This window comes from Rhodopirellula islandica (assembly GCF_001027925.1).
Taxonomy (GTDB): Bacteria; Planctomycetota; Planctomycetia; order Pirellulales; family Pirellulaceae; genus Rhodopirellula; species Rhodopirellula islandica.
The window spans coordinates 340,385-356,113 of sequence record NZ_LECT01000015.1; the positions used below are offsets into that span (position 1 = coordinate 340,385).

Genomic DNA, 15,729 nt, shown 5'->3' on the forward strand with positions numbered 1-15,729 from the left:
GTCAGTAGGAGGGATGGCGGTGGGAGCGTCGGAAAGTCGGCGAACGAATGGAAGAAGCGACCATTCGCTGCTGCCAAGACGATCAAACGTTGAACAAGAAGTGACAGATGTCACCGTCTTGCATCACGTACGTTTTGCCTTCCACACGAAGTTTACCGGCTTGGCGAATGTCTTTCTCAGTCTTGTATTCTTCTAACTCGGGCAACTGGTAAATCTCAGCCCGAATGAACCCACGTTCGAAATCGCTGTGGATCACGCCCGCCGCTTGCGGCGCGGTTGATCCAATCCGGACCGGCCAAGCTCGGACTTCCGTTTCGCCGGCGGTGAAGAAGCTTTGCAGCCCCAGCGTGCGATAGGCTTCCCGTGCGATGATGTTCAGCGATGGCTCTTCCAAGCCCACGTCCGCCAACATCTCGGCGCGGTCTTCTTCGTCGAGTTCCGCGATCTCGGATTCCAATTTGGCGCAAACGCAGGCCACCGAGGCTCCCGTCTTGGCCGCGTGCTCACGGACCTTGTCCACCAACTCGTGTTCGCCCTGGAGGTCGTTTTCGTCGACGTTGGCGATGTACAGAATCGGTTTCGCGGTCATCAAGCCATAGCTGCTGATCGCGGCTTGTTCGGCTTCCGTCAATTCCAACGTTCGCAGCGGTTGCTCGGTTTCCAGGTGAGCGTTGCACTTCTCGATCACGGCCACTCGAAGCTTGGCTTCTTTGTCACCGCTGCGTGCCGTCCGTTGGGCCTTGCCCAACGCGTTTTCGAGCGTTTGCATATCGGCCAAAACCAACTCGGTTTCGATCGTGTCGATGTCCGCAATTGGATTGACTTGACCACTGACGTGAATCACATCGGGATCTTCAAAGCAACGCACGACCTGCATGATCGCATCGACTTGACGGATATGGCTGAGAAACTTGTTGCCCAGACCTTCGCCTTCGGCCGCACCTTTGACGATGCCAGCGATATCGACCAGCTTCAACGCGGACGGAATGACCTTTTGAGGTTTGATAAAATTGGTGATCCGATTCAAACGCGAATCGGGAACACTCACGATCCCCTCGTTCGGCTCAATCGTGCAAAACGGATAGTTGGCACTTTGAGCCGCGACGCTGGACGTCAGAGCGTTGAAAAGGGTGCTTTTGCCGACATTGGGCAAGCCGACGATTCCGGCTTCCATCGAGTTGCCTGAAAGATTGAGGGAAAGGAAGGGGAGGGAGGGACCGCCATGATCCGGCAGTTCTCGCGACGGCCACTGTTATGGCGATTCAAAGCCGATTCGTCGAGACGACGCGTTGAGGCGGATTCCAGCGTTTTCCCCCAGCGTCGTTCCCCACGTCAGAACTCCGCCTGAAACTGCGTTCGGAACAACGTTCCGTTGTCACCGACCAGAATGTCGCTGGCCGTGTTCTGCAGCGGGCTGCCGTCAAGCTGTGTCACGTCGAAGGTGACCTTCAAACTTGACTTGGACAACGGGTACCAGTTCATGCCCACGGCGTACTCGTTGGCCGCACCATAATCACCGTCGACTCGCGAATAACGCAGGTTCAGATCCAGCTTCTTGGCGACCAGGAACTTGCCGCCTTCAACGTAGTACCCGTGCTGGAAGAGCTCGTCATTCGAAATCGCTCCGTCGCCCTGCAAGTCCGTGACCCAGCGCAAGAACACTTCACTCGTCAAACTCCATCCACGACGCTTCCAAGCGAAGTCCACCCCGTACAACCAAACGTCAAACTCCGAAATGGACACGCCCGGCGTGACCGCTCCGGTTTGAGTCAACCGAGTTCCGTCCGAGAGCCGAACAAAATTGGCTTCGTCATAAGAACCTCCAGACGGTTGGGCGGCCAGCGGTGAATACACCGCCGAATGCCCGAGTCGCCAAAGTGCCGCAGAAGTGTTTTGAAAGTCAACGATTTGCGATCCAAAATCGCCCGCCGGATCCACGTAGCTGGTCGCCGCGAATGTGAAGCGATTGTCGGTCGCCGAATTTGGCAGGTTGGCCGTCCGATACCCGTTCCCGACCATGACTTGATAATGGCCATGCTGAGCAAATTCCCCAATGCCGAAGAGTCCAACGGTCCGATCAGGACGAAAAAAATCATTCGCCATCGGTCGATCCGCGAACCGCGTGTGCCGTGCACCAAGCAACCATTGGCGGCTCGCGGTCACCTTCCGTTTGCCCATCTGAATTTGAAAACGGTCGGTCGCCTGCCACGCCCAGAAGTAATCGAAAAAGTCCAGCATGTGACCACCGTCGGTGTCGCCGTCGACTTGCACGAAGTACGACAACCTTGGGTCAATCACATGACCACGAATTGCCAGCCGAGCGCGTTCAATATCGAATGCGTTGCGGTCCCCCTTGGAACGTGTGACTCCGGCGTTGTCCGTCCAAGAATCGCTCTGCGTGACAAATGAATGATGGCGAAATTGAGCCCAACCGTTGAATGTCACATCGAACGGATGCTTCTTTTGGTCGAACGGGCGAATGACAAAACCGCGATCGTAATCGGCGTAGTAGTCCAGCGTTCGAAACGCCTTGGCCTCGGTTCCATCGCATGTTGTCTGCAGCGGCTGTTCAGCGGCCAATGCAACCCGCTCGATCATGCCCGGCGTGCAACCACCGTCGTCTTCGTCCGCCAACAAACCGAAGGGAGCTTCCGCGATCTCGAGACGGCTTTGAAGCTCTTCGATTCTGGCCTGCTGGGCGTCCAGTTGCGATTGCAGTTCCGACAACACGCTGGCAGTGTCTTGCGCCGAAAGGTCCAGCCCTGAAGCGTCTTGGCCCCAGACATTCGCCATTGGGGCGATCCATCCCACCAGGATTGCCCAGCACGCAACCGCCAGCACTCTCGGAGCAGCACACGGCCTCGATGAAAGCTCGCGAGTCATTTTGTGTGTCACCTCAGCCCTCTGCCAACACGCGCAGACCGGCGCCACCCCGAATGACACCTGCCGATCCAATCCTTTTGATCGGCAATTCAGAGCCAGTCATCACAACCAGCCCTTCGGGTGCCCGCAAAGTCACCCCAACCAGACCACCCTCCCGCCGGGAGGGTCGCGTCGGATCCAGCGTGCACCGCCCCGTTTCCGATTCAGTCCCCCGCAACACCACCGAGTCAGCATCCTGGAAACCCGACGCGTCAGCGAGGCCCACGCGACATGCCCCACGCCGGCCCCTTCCGGGGCGTCCTTTTGTTTTTCGTGATCGGTCTCGGGGCTTCCGCCCCGAGCTAAGCAAGCCGGCCCCTTCCGGGGCGAAGATTGCCGCCGAATGATTCCCCGGTACGCGGCCCCACATCGCCTGCGGCATTTTTCAATTTGCAATTTACAATTTCACCCTTTCAATCGATCCCCCACCTCACCGCTCTCCAACTGCCGCCGCTCCGCGGCTGGTCGAGGCAGGGCGTGACGCCTGAGACCTCGGGTTGAAAACCCGAGGCTGACAACTGCCACCGCTCCGCGGTTGTTCGATCCCCAAACACACACCGCCAGTCGCAGAGCGACGAAAGCCTTGGGTTTTCACCCCAAGGGCATCCGCCCACGACACACAACTCCCTACTCGCGGAGCGACGACAGTTGATCGCCGCCCCATCGCCGAACGCCCCCCATTCCGAGTCCCCGTACGATGAGCTTCCAAGCCCGCCGAAATAGAAACCCGACGCGTGACGGCCTGCTGATGGAATCCCACCCCGAAGCGTCAGCGAGGGATCGCGTGCCATTGCAACGAGCCTCTGGGTCCCTCGCTCACGCGTCGGGTTACCATTTTGACGGAAAGCGGACACTCGATAGCCGTGGTCGCGGCAATTGCCCAGCGCCCTTATGCTGGTCGCTCAATTCTTCCAACCCATTTTCTCTGCTCGGACGCGTCCTTCCGCATGCCATCCTTGGATCTCTACGACTACGAATTGCCTCGCGAACGCATCGCACAGGAACCACTGCCCAACCGCGTCGACGCTCGGCTGATGGTGATCGATCGGGCGTCTGGCGAGATCGAACACCATCACGTTCGAGACCTCCCGCAGCTGCTCCGAGCCGAAGACGTGATGGTGATGAACAATTCGCGAGTCGTCCCGGCACGCTTGTTTGGACGCCGTACGAAAACCGGTGGCCGATGGCAGGGACTGTTCCTGCGGTCCGATCGAGCCACCGGTGTGTGGGAACTGCTGACGAAGACGCGTGGCACGCTGCAGACTGGCGAAACGATCACCTTGGATGACCGCGATGCTCGTGCCGGTGGAGAACTGATGGTGATCGGGCGTGACGACCAGGGACACCTGCTGGTCCAACCTGTCCCCAACGATTTTTTCGAGGGACCGGCGAAGGCAATCGAGCCCGGAAAATGGCTGGACCGCTACGGCCGCATTCCAATCCCACCGTACATTCGAGATGGGCACATGGTGGATGCGGATGTCACCAATTATCAAACGGTGTTTGCCAGCAGCAAACCCGAAGACGCCGCCAGCGTCGCCGCCCCCACCGCGGGTCTGCACTTCACGAAGTCTTTGCTGACTGAAATTGCCAAGGGGCAAACCGCCATGGCGGAAGTCACCCTGCATGTCGGCATCGGCACCTTTCGTCCGATCGAAGTCAATGACATCGACGAACACCGCATGCACGAAGAATGGGGCCGCATCGAAAGCGACGCCGTCTCGCAGATCAACGACCGCCGAAGCGGTGGAGGGCGTTGTGTGGCCATCGGAACGACCAGCGTCCGTGTCCTGGAAAGCTGCGTTGCCAACCGAAACGAATCCGACGGTCGCGGCGTCGCAGAAACCTGGACCGGAGCGACGGACATCTTCATCAAGCCACCGTATCGCTTCGGCGTCGTGGATGCGCTGATGACCAACTTTCATCAACCCAAAAGTTCGCTGCTGGTGCTGGTCAGCGCCTTTGCAGGCCACGACCTGATTCGCCGTGCGTATCAAGAGGCGATTGAAAACGAATACCGCTTCTTCAGCTACGGCGACGCGATGCTGATCGTCTGATCAAACGCGATGCAGCCACATGAACTCGTAGGGCCCCAGTTCCAGTGGATGGGACGTTGTGATCGTTTGACCGGAGTACAGGTCTTCAAAGAAACGCCCCATCCCTGCCGTCCGAAGTCGATTGCTGTCGATCTGCTGCGGATGCTCACAGAAGTTCGCGACCACAATCACCCGATTGCCTTCGTGTTGGCGGACGTAACCGAGCAGGTGAGGCGATTCGAGAATCAACAACTCCATGTCCAACCCACCAAACGCGGGTGTCATCTTGCGAATCGCAATCAGCTTGCGAATCGATCGATAAATACGGCCTCGGATCGAGCCGTCGTCTCCCAGTTCGTCCAAGAACTTCCACTGCATCTTCGGCCGGTGAACCCATCGGGTGTCCCCGGCCTTCGCAGGATCCTTGACGAAATCGTAGTCGTTCAGCGCGCCCCACTCTTCGCCCAAGTAAACCAGCGGAATCCCGCCGACACTGAGCATCATCGCGTTGAGCAACAGGATTCGGCGGATCGCTAGTTCCTTCCAATCATCTCGATCGGCTTCGATCGCTTGTTCCAACCCCGCGAGCGAAGCCAGCGTGCCGCTGATCCGCATGTCACCGTTGTCAGGATTGTGCTGAAACGGGACCCCGCGCGCGAAGGAGCCTTCGAATTGGCCGGTGTAAAACGCATTCAGAAACTGGCGATGCCCAAAGGCTTCAATGCCAACCGCCGCAGCGTCCGCATCGTCAAACGTCCAACCAATGTCGTCATGGCAGCGCAAGTAGTTCACCCACGTGGTCCGCTCGGGCAACTTGTGACGCCGCGCAAGCGAACGTCGCAACAGCTTCGTATCGCGCGTCGCGAGCGACTCCCACATCAGCGCCATCAGCGTTGGATTGTAGGAAGTCTGGCATTCTTTGTGACTGATGTACCGGACGACGTCATCGGGGTGAACGATGGCTTCACTTTTGAACACCAGTCCCGGGGCTGCGATTCGAACACAGGAATTGAACGCTCGAATCAACGTATGGGCTTCGGGAAGATTCTCGCAATTCGTTCCCATTTGCTTCCAGATGAACGCAACCGCATCCAGACGCAACAAGTCAACTCCCGTGTTGGCGATGAACAACATCTCCGACAACATCGCTCGAAAGACTTCCGGGTTTCGATAATTCAAATCCCACTGAAAGCTGTTGAACGTGGTCCAAACCCACTGCTGCATGCCATCATGCCAGGTGAAGTTCCCGCGACGGACGGTGGGAAAGATTTCACGCAGCGTCCGCTCGTACTGATCCGGCACACTGCGATCAGGAAAGATGAAGTAGTACTTTTGATACTCTTCGTTTCCTGACTGAGCCTGCTGTGCCCAGTAGTGATCATCCGCGGTGTGATTGAACACGAAATCCAGCACCAACAAGATCCCCGCTTCACGAAGATCTTCGGCCAGCAAACGCAAATCATCGATCGTTCCGACACGAGGATCGACGCTGCGATAATTGCTGATCGCGTAGCCGCCGTCATTGTTGCCCGGACGCACTGCGAACAGCGGCATCAGGTGCAAATAGGTCAGCCCGAGATCTTGAAAGTAGGGGATCTGCTTCCGCAACTCACCGAGGTTCTCGCTGAACAAGTCCACATACAACGCCCCGCCAACCAACTTCTCCGACTGGTACCACTCCGGATTATTGATCCGATTTTCATCGTCGTTTTTCAACGGCTCCGGGCGCATCCGCCAGCCACGAATGATCGTGAGCAGGATCTGTTCGAGGTGATAAAAGAAATCCCATTGATCGCCATACAAGTGCACCAAGTGACCGAACAGGTCATCCCAGTGCTGAACGATTCGCAATTGAATTTCGTCGGCTTCTCTTTGAGAGACGTTTTCGACCTCCCAAAACGATTCCAATCGTGGCAGCAAACGATTCAGCGCGCTCTGCGCCCGCGAATCCTTCACGCCATTGCGAACCGCGTGCATCAGCGCATTGGTGTGCATTGCGTTCATGGTGTCTGCTGGAGCGGGGGCTGAATCAGGAGGCAGTGGCGGTTTCGGAAGATTGACGTTGATGAGGGTCGTCATTCATTTCGCCTGCGGATGGTTCGTCATGTTGTTCGTTCGATTCGTCGCCTGCCGTTTCGCTGGTCCGGTGCTTCCCAGGCTCGTGCTCGATCCGATCGTTCGGAATCCGGATATGGTTCAAGAAATCGTAGTACTCGATTCCTTCCATGATCCCGCGAGCGTGATGCCCCTCGGCGAAGTAAATCCGTGGCAATCGACGCAGCTTGTCGAGCTCGGGACTGTAATTCCCCACGACGACGCCCAATGTGCCGCCCTTCAGCATGCCTTCGTCATTGCCGCAGTCACCCGCGACCAGCAATCGCTCCGGTTCAAAACCCCAGCGATAAGCAAGGTGTCGCAACGACAGTTCGCTGCCGCCGCGGAGCGGGATGATGTCTAAAAACGATCCCAGCGACAACACGACTTTCACACGAAGTCCCGCCGAACGAAGCATTTTGCGGATTTGCGCGACCGCCGGCGATGCTTCTGGGTCGATCCGATAACTGATTTTGAACTCGGTTTGGTCCTTTTCCGGCTGCAGAAACAATCCCGGCACATCGTCCAGCACTTCATGAACCAGCTTGGGCTGCCAGTGGTGCTTGATCTGCTTTCGCCATGAAAGGTCGGGAGTGAGGTCTTGGCCGTAATAAAGTTCCGTCCCCACCGCGGCCGACAAAACATCTGGACGAGGCAAGTTGAGCTTGGTGATCAACGCCATCGCTTCGTCGAGAGATCGGCCGGTGTCGATCCCGAACCCGATGTCCCGACCTGCCGTGTTCAACAGATCAACAAAGTCGGCCAACGCATCGTCGTCGCCGGTCAACGTGTTGTCGAGGTCCGTCATGATGATGCGGTCGAACTCAGGCAGTCGACGCGTCGTTCGGCCTGCCGATTGTGCCAACGCGGGGGTGGCGGACTGCTCGATGATCTCAGTCACGTCTCGCAGGTAACGGTCAACGTGGTTGCTCCAACTGTAGTGCGTTCGCGACCCCTCGATGCCGTTTTCCGACCAAGTCTGCCACTGCTCTGGTTCGGTCAAACCTCGCATCAACGCATGATCAATTTCCTCTGCTGAAAGCGGGTCGATCAGCAATCCGTTTTGGCAGTTGGCGATGATATCACTGGGGCCACCGTCATTGGTGGCAACGATCGGAACGCCACTGGCAGCCGCCTCCAACAGTGTCAAACCAAACGGTTCCGTCAACGCTGGGTTGACGAAAATCCCCTTGCGGCGGGCGGTCAGTCGATACAAGTCCGGGACATCACTGGGTCGATGCGACTTCGGATACGCAACGTGACCGTACAAGTTGTAAACATCAATCAGATGCAACACGTTGGTGAGAACTCGACGCTGGCCAGAGGGCATCTCGCGAAGGTCTTCTCGGGACCCCAGGACGAGAACCAAATTCGCCATTTCGCGAAACTTGGGATTCTCACCGAACACTCGAACCAACATCTCAATGTTTTTGCGTTCGTCAGGACGAGCCATGGCGACCACCATCGGCTTTTCGGCGTCCTTCAAAAAGGGTGTGAGCTGGTCGTGGATCCGTGGCAGCGGCTCCGTCTCGTCGACGGGGTAGAACTGCTTGAGATCAACGCCCGGCGGGATGACTTCCATCCGACCGGGTTGGTAGTGATCGTAAATCGCGTACTGTTCCTCCACTTCTTGACCAGTGCTGGTGATCACCAGCGACGCGGTCTCAAGTGCGAACTCTTCCGCTTCTTCGCGGACGGTGAATTTGAACTTCCGGTCCAAATCCCGAGGCGGCTTGGGAGCCTTGGATTCTTGCGATGCCGCGATCAGACGCTGGCGTTTGACTCGTCCCAGGGAGTGCCCCGTGAAGACGTAGGGAACGTGAAGAAGACGAGCCAGTTGGCCGCCCGCGTAACCCGCGTCGGCGTAGTGCCCGTGGATCAAATCAGGCAAACCAACTCGCCGGTAGTGCCCCAACATCTGATCAATGAAGGTCTCCAAATAAGGCCAGAGACCTTCTTTGCGGAGATATCGTTTGGGGCCAAACGGCACGCGAACGATTTTCGCTTTTGAATTGATGACCTCTTCGACCTGGGCGTAGTCCGGACCGACCCGCTCGTCGAAGATTTGCCGCGTGACCAATTCCACGGATTCAATTTCTTCTCGACGCGAAAGCTCTTCCGCTAATTCGAGAACGTATTTGATCTGTCCTCCCGTGTCCGCGTCTCGACCAAGCTCGGGATCTCGAGCACGGATCAGTCCGTGCAAACTAAGCAAAGTGACGCGAAGTGTCCCGCTGGCGGGCATACTCATAGCATTCCTGTCGATAGAAGGGCCGGGCCCGCAGGTTGCGTTCAATCATCCGGAACGCGATGGGGATCCTCGGTGAAATCAATCCGATAAAAACTGGTCTCGTCGCTGGTCGCTCCCGGCAGCCCACACACCTGAGATGCAAACCGAGTTGCACGTTTCAGGGTTGGCTCCACCGGAAGATTTCTCAAATGCCCGGCGATCACCACCGACGCAAACGCGTCCCCGGCACCGACCGGGTCGATCAGAGGGTCTGGTTCCGGAGCGGCCACGGTGATCGGTTTTGCATCACCGACGCCACTGGATTGGCTGGATTCGCTCAAATGACACTCCGCACCGTCCGCGCCGAGCGTCACCAGGAGACATTTGAGATTGCTGTACTTATCAAGCAATTCGCGTGCCGCTGCTCGCCGGTCGGATGAGCTGGATAATTTGCGACCAGCCAGGTCGCTCATTTCGTCCTCATTCAATTTGACCAACCCCGCTCCAGGCATCAGGTCATCCAACCAAGCCACGTCGTAGTGTGGCTTCCGAACATTGATGTCAAAGAACACGTCGAGCTGAGTGGCTTCGTCGTCCGCAAAGTGATCGCGGAGGCGGTGAATGGTTTCACGATTGCTTGGACTTCGATAAGCCAATGTTCCGTGATACAGCAACGAAGGCAGACCTTGCTGGGTGGCTTCGCGAATTCGTTGTTTTACCGATTCCAACACGGATTCGTTGGGCACGGGGATCTGGTCGTAGGCCACACCGCGAACGATTTCGTATTGTGGCTCGCCATTCAGAAGCGTCACCGCGACGGTGCCAGTGGAAACGCCCGGCAAAACAGCGACGCCGTCGGTGGACAATCCCCACAAACGCATCCGGCGCAGAATTTCAGTGCCGAGATCGTCATCCCCCACCGCGCTGACGAACAAAGGCAGCAGTCCGAAGCCTGCCAAATTCCAAGCCACATTCAGCGGAGCACCGCCAAGAACTTGGCGATCAGGGAAACAATCCCAAAGCACTTCACCCACGATGATTGCCACGCCTGCCGGAGGATCTTGACTGCGGGCAATCGACGAATCGGTCATCGTGCGTTGTAATCCTGGGGAAGCAAACTGACTGAAAATCGAAACATTATCCTCACGCGACACCGCTTAATCTTACACGATGAATTCCACGATCGCATCCAACCCCAGCCCTGCACGAACCGTTTCCATGACGTCCTTGCCACCGAAGGTCTTGGCAACGGATTTGGATGGGACTTTCCTGCCTCTCGAAGGGGACGATGCCGCCTTAGTGTCGATGGGACAAATTCGTGAGTTGCTGCAAACCACCGAAATCCCCCTGGTTTTCGTCACCGGGCGACATTTCGATTCCGTGCGAAACGCCATCGGTGAATTCGATTTGCCAAATCCAGATTGGATTTTGTGTGACGTTGGTGTCAGCATCTACCGCCGAGACAGGGAGGGCAACTACGTTCTCCAATCCGCCTACGAAGAGCTCCTCGACGAAGTCCTCGGCAACATTGAGATTGAGAAACATCGGCAAGCGATCGCCGAACTGGACGACTTCACCTTGCAGGAATCGTTCAAACAAGGCCGACACAAATGGAGCTACTACGTCCCGGCTGACCAACTGGACGCTTGCCACCACGCGGTCGAAGCGTATCTCAAATTGCACGAACTCCCCTGCAGCATCGTCAGCAGCATCGACCCGTTCAACAACGATGGCTTGGTCGACGTCTTGCCTCACGGAGCCTCCAAGGCCTTCGCGTTGCAGTGGTGGTGCGAACAAAATGATCTGCAACCAGAGCAGATCGTGTTCTGCGGCGACTCGGGCAACGACACTGCGGCCCTGATCGCTGGCTATCGAGCTGTTGTGGTTGGCAACGCCGACCGCCAGATCGCTCGCCAGATCGCCGACACGCATCACGCCTCGGGCTGGGTGGATCGATTGAAGTTGGCTCGTGGAACCAGCACGTCAGGCGTCTTGGAAGGCGCGCGTTGGTTTGGGCTTTTTGATTCGCCTGCCAAAAACGTTCCGGCGGAACCCAACCCCGACGTGCTGCCCGAATCGATCCCCTGGGGAGCCCGACTGATCGGAGCCAACCGAGCCGAGTTCACTTTGTGGGCTCCCAAGCAAAAACGGGTGGTCCTGGAAGTGCTTCCGAACCAACTGTTCCGAATGCAACGCCAAGACCGAGGCTTTCATCATGCCATCGTCGACGGGGTCACCGATGGCACCCGGTACCAATTCCGATTCGTTCGCGAAGAACACGGCGCGGCGTTCGATGATGGCGCAACCGAACTGACGCCCGATATGCTCTTGCATCCGCTTCCTGATCCGGCGTCCCGCTTCCAACCCGAAGGTGTCCATGGCCCCTCCGCGATTGTTGCCACTCAGTTTCCTTTTCAACCAACAGCCGATCCAGCTGCCGACGAATTGGATGAACTGATCATCTACGAGATGCACCTGGGCACGTTCACCGAGAAAGGGACCTATCTCTCCGCCATCGAACGCTTGGACGAATTGGTCGACCTGGGAATCACAGCGATTGAATTGATGCCGATTGCCGCGTGCGCTGGTCGTTGGAACTGGGGGTACGACGGGACACATTGGTACGCTCCGATGACGGCGTTCGGAACTCCCGATGAGTTTCGACAACTGATCGACGCGGCGCACACCCGCGGGCTGCTGATGATGATCGATGTTGTTTACAACCACTTTGGTCCCGAAGGCAACTACTGGTCTGAGTTTGGACCTTACACGTCTCGCAAACACAACACGGTCTGGGGAGCAGCTCCGAATTTCGATGATCCCAAACGAGGCGACCTTGTTCGTCGATTTGTGATCGACAACGCGATCATGTGGCTCCAAGAATACAACTTGGATGGTCTGCGGGTGGACGCCATTCACTGCATGAAAGACGACTCGGAGAAACACATCACGACTCAGATGAGCGAGGAGATTCGACGCTGGTCCGACCAAGTCGGCCGTCGCGTCTGGCTGATCGCCGAAACCAATGTCTACGATGCCGCAATGGTCAAACCACTCAGCGAAGGCGGCACCGGATTCGATGCGCAGTGGAGCGATGACTACGTCCACAGCATGTTCGCGACCGTTCGGCCGGGCGAACAACTCACCCATCGAACCTACTCGCCAGGCAGCGACTTGGAAAAAACGCTGCGTCGGGGATTCGTGTTCGCCGGTGACGTTCGAGGTGACCGAGGCCGCGAGTCGGCCACCACCTTGGACACCGACGAAATGCTGCCACGCATCGACACTCGGTCGTCCATCGTCTGCATCCAAAACCACGACTTCATCGGCAACCATCCCACCGGCATGCGTTTGCATCAACTGACCTCGCCGGAGACGCAGGCCGCCGCAGTGACGCTGGCGATCCTGATGCCATCGATTCCGATGCTCTTCATGGGAGAAGAATTCGCCTCCCCCAACCCATTTCAGTTCTTTGTTGACTTTGGCGACCCGCGATTGCAACGGGCGGTGGTTCGAGGTCGCAAACGCGATTACCCCCAGCACGATTGGAGCGACGGGGTGCTCCCCACCGACGAAGCAGCGATGCGGTCCTCCGTGATCGGCAGCGTGGAGTCGGGCAGCGAGACGATGCGAAACTGGTACAAGACACTGATCTCGATCCGCAAACGCTTCGTTGAAACCGGGCTCTTGTCACCGGACAACTTTCATGTCGAAGTCAACCGCGAGGTCAACCTGTACTCGCTCAGCTACCAATCCCCGGACGAGGCGTTGCAGGTCATGGTCCGCCTGTCACCTCTGCAGGAAGAAGACGACACGAACGAACCAGCGACCGTCCAACCGTTGCCGACCAAACCGATGGAAGGGTCGCCTGGGTCATGGCGGTTGCTCGCCGACTCAATGGAAGCATTCGGAGAGCCGTTGACCGATGGATTGCTCCCCAACCACGCTCGCATCTGCTTGTTCGAAAGCGAAGAATCGAACACCTAACCTTCGCCGACCTGCCGAAACCGCCCTGTTTACCAACCATGTCTCTGCTTTGGCGTCGTTTCTGTCGCTGCATGGTTTGATTGAACTTGAGGCAAAAATGCGATTTTCCTAAAGTCGCGACTTCAGGACCAAAATCACCCGGATAAAGGAATGTCCGAAGATGACCATTCAATCACACTTGGCGTTGCCCCCAACGTCCTCCCGCACGTTCATTCGTCGAGCCATTGTGCTCACCGCTGCCATCGTGGCGATCCTGGGCGGCGTTTCGACCATGCGAGTCGAAGCGGCGGAAAACTCGGTCGTCGCCGTGGTCAATGCCGACCCGATTTCACGTGATGCGTTGGCCTCCGCCAGCGTGGAGCGGTACGGGACCGATGTTTTGGACAACTTGATCAACCGGCACTTGATCATGCAGGAATGCAACCGCCGTGGACTGGGCGTCACCAATGAAGAGGTTCGCACCGAAATCTTTCGGGTCGCCAAGAAGTTTGGCCTGAATGTCGAAAGCTACCTGCAATTGCTGCAAGAAGAACGCGACATCACACCAGATCAATACAGTCGCGAAATCATTTGGCCCATGCTGGCACTGCGAAAACTGGTGGCCGACGAAGTGGTCGTTTCCCAAGACGAATTCAACCGTGCCTTTGTTTCCCAATATGGCGAAGCGATCAAATGCCGGATGGTGATGGTGCAAGACCAATCGCAAGCCACCCAACTGCATGCTCAAGCCGTCGCCGAACCAAGCAGCTTCGCTCGGCTAGCCAAAGAATTCAGCGAAGACCCCACCAGTGCCAGCGTCGGTGGATTGATTCCACCGATCCGCCGCTACATGGGTGACCAAGCCATTGAAGATGCTGCCTTCGCTTTGGATGTGGCGGAAGTCTCCGATGTGTTGCCAGTCGGCGACCACTGGATGTTCTTGCAAGCCGTTCGCCGGATGCCAGCCAGTCAACCGGCGCCGCAAGCCTTGCCCGCGATCAAAGAACAGATCAACGACCGAATCCGCGACGAAAAGATGAAAACAGCCGCCAGCCAACTGTTCGCCCAACTTCAGGAACAAGCTCAAGTCGTCAAAGTCTTGGGGGACGCCGAAGCATCAGCCAAGTACCCCGGCGTCGCCGCAATCATCAATGGACAACAAGTTTCGATCGCCAACGTGGCAGCCGAGTGCATCAAGCGTCATGGCGAAAGCGTCTTGGAAGGCGAAATCAATCGCAAGTTGCTGACTCAAGCCCTCGCGAAATCGGGCAAGAAGATCAGCAATGAGGACTTGAAACGCGAGATCGAACGAGCCGCGATCAGCTTTGGCTACATGAACGCAAACGGATCTGCGGACATCGAAGGCTGGTTCGCTGCCGTCCTCGAAGGTGGCCCCGGCACCCGTGAGGTTTACATCGAAGACGTGGTCTGGCCGAGCGTCGCACTCAAGAAGTTGGTCGAAGACGAAACGAACCTGACCCAAGAAGACCTGCAACAAGGCTTCGAATCGCACTACGGACCTCGTGCCGAAGTTCTGGCGTGCGTGTTGTCCGACCAACGCAGCGCTCAAAAGGTCTGGGAGATGGCTCGCGACAACCCGACGGACCAATTCTTCGGCCAGCTCGCAAACCAGTACAGCATCGAACCGGTGTCCTCCAGCAACTTCGGGAAGGTCCCGCCGATTCGCAAGCACGGTGGCCAGCCCTCGGTTGAGAAAGAGGTCTTCCAAATGAAGCCCGGTGACCTCAGCGGAATCATCGCGACGGGTGACAAGTACATCATCCTGCGTTGCCAAGGATTCACCGAGCCCGTTGTTTCGGACTTCAGTGCGGTCCAAGAAGAACTCCGCAGCGTTCTGATCGAAAAGAAAATGAACGTGGCGATGGGCATGAAGTACGATCAACTCAAGCAAACCGCTGAGATCGACAACTTCTTCGTCGCTGCCAAAGAAATCCCACGCGTGGCGGCCGAGAGCAACGGCACTCGCTGATCGCCCGGAACACTCAACGATTTCTCTGAGCAAGACCGTTCAGACAACAACATCGGCCACGCCTGGATGCCCATCATCCAAGCGTGGCTTTTTTCTTGTTTTGCCAACGAGTGGTCTGTTACAGCTTGATTTCAGGGTAGCGAAACTCGTCAAGAGTTTTGTTGATAGCGGGAAAACCGAAAGTCTTGACGACTTTCGCTACGGCCGGAACCCTCTCCCGAAACGAAGTTGGTGGAGAGGTCGAGCGACGCCGTTCAGGCGTACGCGAGGGTGAGGGACGGGCATGGGAGGCGGCGTGAATTTCCCTCCCCCGGAAAGCTCGCTTTCCGACGCCTCCCGCTGCGGAGGTCGTGCAGTTTTCTGGTGCTGGGTTTTGGCGGGTTCCTGCAGCAACCACCCATCACAACCCGACGCGTGAGCGAGGGACGCCCCCAACTCCCACGACGGCCCCATCCGGGGCGACCGTTTGTTTTCCGGCATCGGTCTCTCGG

8 protein-coding genes are annotated in these 15,729 nt (G+C 57.3%); 3 read left to right on the forward strand and 5 right to left on the reverse strand.

The window, feature by feature from the left end; all coding sequences use genetic code 11:
- Positions 1-82: 82 nt before the first annotated feature.
- Positions 83-1,174 (reverse strand): redox-regulated ATPase YchF, encoded by a 1,092-nt coding sequence (ychF, locus tag RISK_RS07100; protein WP_047813544.1) that lies wholly within the window; start codon positions 1,172-1,174, stop codon positions 83-85.
- Positions 1,175-1,332: 158 nt separating this feature from the next.
- On the reverse strand, positions 1,333-2,793 hold the full coding sequence (locus RISK_RS07105) for a porin (protein ID WP_047813598.1): 1,461 nt from the start codon (positions 2,791-2,793) through the stop codon (positions 1,333-1,335).
- A 1,076-nt stretch (positions 2,794-3,869) separates the two neighbouring features.
- Here RISK_RS07105 and queA point away from each other — a divergent pair.
- Positions 3,870-4,979, forward strand: coding sequence for a tRNA preQ1(34) S-adenosylmethionine ribosyltransferase-isomerase QueA (gene queA / locus RISK_RS07110; protein WP_236696106.1), 1,110 nt, complete (start codon positions 3,870-3,872; stop codon positions 4,977-4,979).
- On the opposite strand, the gene RISK_RS07115 is transcribed toward queA, so the two are convergent.
- From RISK_RS07115 to RISK_RS07125, 3 genes are read right to left on the reverse strand one after another with little or no spacing between them, the layout of a single operon-like run.
- The gene (locus tag RISK_RS07115) at positions 4,980-6,962 is read right to left on the reverse strand and encodes an alpha-amylase family glycosyl hydrolase (RefSeq protein ID WP_047813545.1); all 1,983 of its coding nucleotides are present in this window, start codon (positions 6,960-6,962) and stop codon (positions 4,980-4,982) included.
- Positions 6,963-6,987: 25 nt separating this feature from the next.
- Entirely contained in the window at positions 6,988-9,303 is a 2,316-nt protein-coding gene (locus RISK_RS07120; protein WP_047813546.1) for an HAD family hydrolase, read from the reverse strand.
- 41 nt (positions 9,304-9,344) lie between these two features.
- Complete coding sequence (locus RISK_RS07125) at positions 9,345-10,373, reverse strand: carbohydrate kinase family protein (protein ID WP_047813547.1); 1,029 nt, start codon at positions 10,371-10,373, stop codon at positions 9,345-9,347.
- A 79-nt stretch (positions 10,374-10,452) separates the two neighbouring features.
- Here RISK_RS07125 and RISK_RS07130 point away from each other — a divergent pair, with 79 nt between their 5' ends.
- Both RISK_RS07130 and RISK_RS07135 read left to right on the forward strand, forming a co-directional pair.
- Positions 10,453-13,269, forward strand: coding sequence for an HAD-IIB family hydrolase (locus RISK_RS07130; RefSeq protein ID WP_047813548.1), 2,817 nt, complete (start codon positions 10,453-10,455; stop codon positions 13,267-13,269).
- Positions 13,270-13,429: 160 nt separating this feature from the next.
- Entirely contained in the window at positions 13,430-15,238 is a 1,809-nt protein-coding gene (locus RISK_RS07135; RefSeq protein ID WP_047813549.1) for a peptidylprolyl isomerase, read from the forward strand.
- The last annotated feature ends 491 nt before the right edge of the window (positions 15,239-15,729 follow it).